The following is a 2,102-nucleotide window of genomic DNA, read 5'->3' as shown; positions in this document are numbered from 1 at the left end:
TGTTTATGGTGTGTCTGCGAGGCTTTATTATTGGTTTTACAGTTGGTTTTTTAGTAAACGAATACATTATGAAAGGTTTATTCTTTGCTCTTGTTTCCGTTTTACCACATAATTTTCTGGCCGTGCCAGCCATTTTGGCAACAGGTGTAGCGGCAACAACCTTTTCCTTGATGTTAGTGCGCCGTAAGAATAAAAATAATCTTTTTTATAGCTCGGTATATTATTCGCTATTTTGCTTGGTTATGATGGTGCTCATGCTAGGTGCGACTCTGATCGAAGTATATATTTCACCGGTTTTCATGAAAACCATAGCTCAAATCATTGTTAACTAACAAAGGCTGCATAGATGTGCAGCCTTTGTTGCTAGTTATTAGTAAGGAAAAAGTGGCTTTCTTTGCGCTTTTTTATTGGTTTATTTGACAGGTTATCCATTATTTTTAAAATGCGAATAAACCCTCTATGTGATGAATAATATGATATTAAGTTAATTCAGAACCCATATTATACAAGGGGGAGGGAAGAGCAAGCGTATGGTAGTGATGTTTTCTTTGCGACGGGCAATAAAGCGGTCGAAAGTGTATATTAGCATCGTCCTATTAACGCTTATTATCTTCTACATTCTACCCAAATTAGTGACTATGCTATGGGAGTTAAATAATCCGGGGTTAAAAATACGAGATCAACATCTATTAGAAAAACCATTGCGGGTAATGACTGAAACAAAGACGACTGTCTCCTTGCAGTGTGACATAGAATAGCAGTTCTTATAAAAAAACACTAAAACTTTACAAAACATGATAGACCAATAAAGGAAAAGTTAACTTCATGTTGAATAAAGAATTAAACCAGATACTGTGGATATTAGCCGATAATCTGGCAAGAAAAAGGGTGGTAAAGTAAAATGGAATCGTATGTTAATGAATTTATTAACTATCTTGCAGTTGAGCGCGGATTAGCGCAAAATACGCTTGAATCCTATGGTCGGGATTTACGGCAGTTTCATACATTTTTGCAAAATAGTCAATTAGATTTTATACGAAATTCGAACCGCGACACCATCCTAAGCTATCTTCACAATCTGCAAATGAAAGGACGAGCTGTTTCTACGATTTCACGTAATCTTGCGGCCATAAAGTCTTTTTATCAATATCTTGTCAGAGAACGCCATATTGACAAAGATCCTGCTGTCAACTTAGAGTCACCCAAACTGGAGAAAAAACTACCCAAGATACTTACCATTGCTGAAGTGGAAGAACTATTAAAACAACCTAATACGTCTCAACCTACTGGTCTACGGGACAAAGCCATGTTGGAATTATTGTATGCGACTGGTATTAGTTTGTCTTAACATATCTGATGTTAACCTGGAGATGGGATATATTAAATGTTATGGCAAAGGTGCCAAAGAACGTATTGTACCGCTTGGCTCGATTGCCGCCAAATGTGTGCAGGAATATATTAATAAAGGGCGTCCGAAACTGGTTCGTACGTATGAAGAAGCATCATTATTTGTCAATCATCATGGTAATCGGCTTACTCGGCAGGGATTTTGGAAAATTATCAAGAAATATGCATTAGAAGCGAATATTACCAAAGAAATTACCCCCCATACTTTAAGACACTCTTTTGCTACCCATCTGTTGGAAAATGGCGCAGATTTACGCTCCGTTCAGGAAATGCTTGGTCATGCCGATATTTCAACAACGCAAATCTACACACATGTAACCAAAAACCGGTTAAAAGAAGTATATGATAAAACTCATCCTCGTGCATAATAACAATATATATACTATTTTACAGAGGAGCTATGCCAGTGTTTAAACGAATCTATGTAATCGTACTTGACAGTGTAGGGATTGGCGCTATGCCTGATGCTCACGAATACGGAGATGCAGGGGCAAATACGCTGGTACATATCGCTGAAACTAAGGGCGGGCTTACTTTGCCGGTACTGGCAAGCATGGGGCTAGGTTTAATTGAACCTATTGCTGGAGTTCCGGAAGTTTCTCGTCCAACGGCTGCTTTCGGAAAAATGGCAGAACTGTCAAAAGGCAAAGATACGACAAGCGGTCATTGGGAGTTGGCAGGGTGCCCGTTATTTA

The 2,102-nt window shown here is 38.5% G+C and carries 4 protein-coding genes and 1 pseudogene; all 5 read left to right on the top strand.

Features of this window, described 5'->3' with window-relative positions; genetic code table 11:
- On the top strand, positions 1-332 hold a 332-nt coding region (locus AC29Z1_RS17120; protein ID WP_488272656.1), incomplete at its 5' end, for a stage II sporulation protein M.
- Between the two features lie 198 nt (positions 333-530).
- Positions 531-758, top strand: a complete 228-nt coding sequence (locus tag AC29Z1_RS17115; RefSeq protein WP_488272655.1) for a hypothetical protein — start codon at positions 531-533, stop codon at positions 756-758.
- Between the two features lie 143 nt (positions 759-901).
- Complete coding sequence (locus AC29Z1_RS17110) at positions 902-1,348, top strand: site-specific integrase (protein ID WP_488272654.1); 447 nt, start codon at positions 902-904, stop codon at positions 1,346-1,348.
- A complete protein-coding gene (locus AC29Z1_RS17105; protein WP_488272653.1) occupies positions 1,323-1,775 on the top strand; it encodes a tyrosine-type recombinase/integrase in 453 nt (150 codons plus the stop codon). Before AC29Z1_RS17110 ends, AC29Z1_RS17105 begins: the two co-directional genes overlap by 26 nt.
- A gap of 32 nt (positions 1,776-1,807) precedes the next feature.
- Positions 1,808-2,102 (top strand): annotated as a pseudogene (locus AC29Z1_RS17100) (phosphopentomutase); the annotation flags it as partial.

It is taken from the genome of Sporomusa sp. (genome assembly GCF_057736855.1).
This window is presented reverse-complemented; position numbering and strand designations above follow the sequence as displayed.

Coding starts and splice junctions, on each gene's coding strand:
- AC29Z1_RS17115 (WP_488272655.1), top strand. CDS start 531: ATGGTAGTGATGTTTTCTTTGCGACGGGCAATAAAGCGGTCGAAAGTG.
- AC29Z1_RS17110 (WP_488272654.1), top strand. CDS start 902: ATGGAATCGTATGTTAATGAATTTATTAACTATCTTGCAGTTGAGCGC.
- AC29Z1_RS17105 (WP_488272653.1), top strand. CDS start 1,323: ATGCGACTGGTATTAGTTTGTCTTAACATATCTGATGTTAACCTGGAG.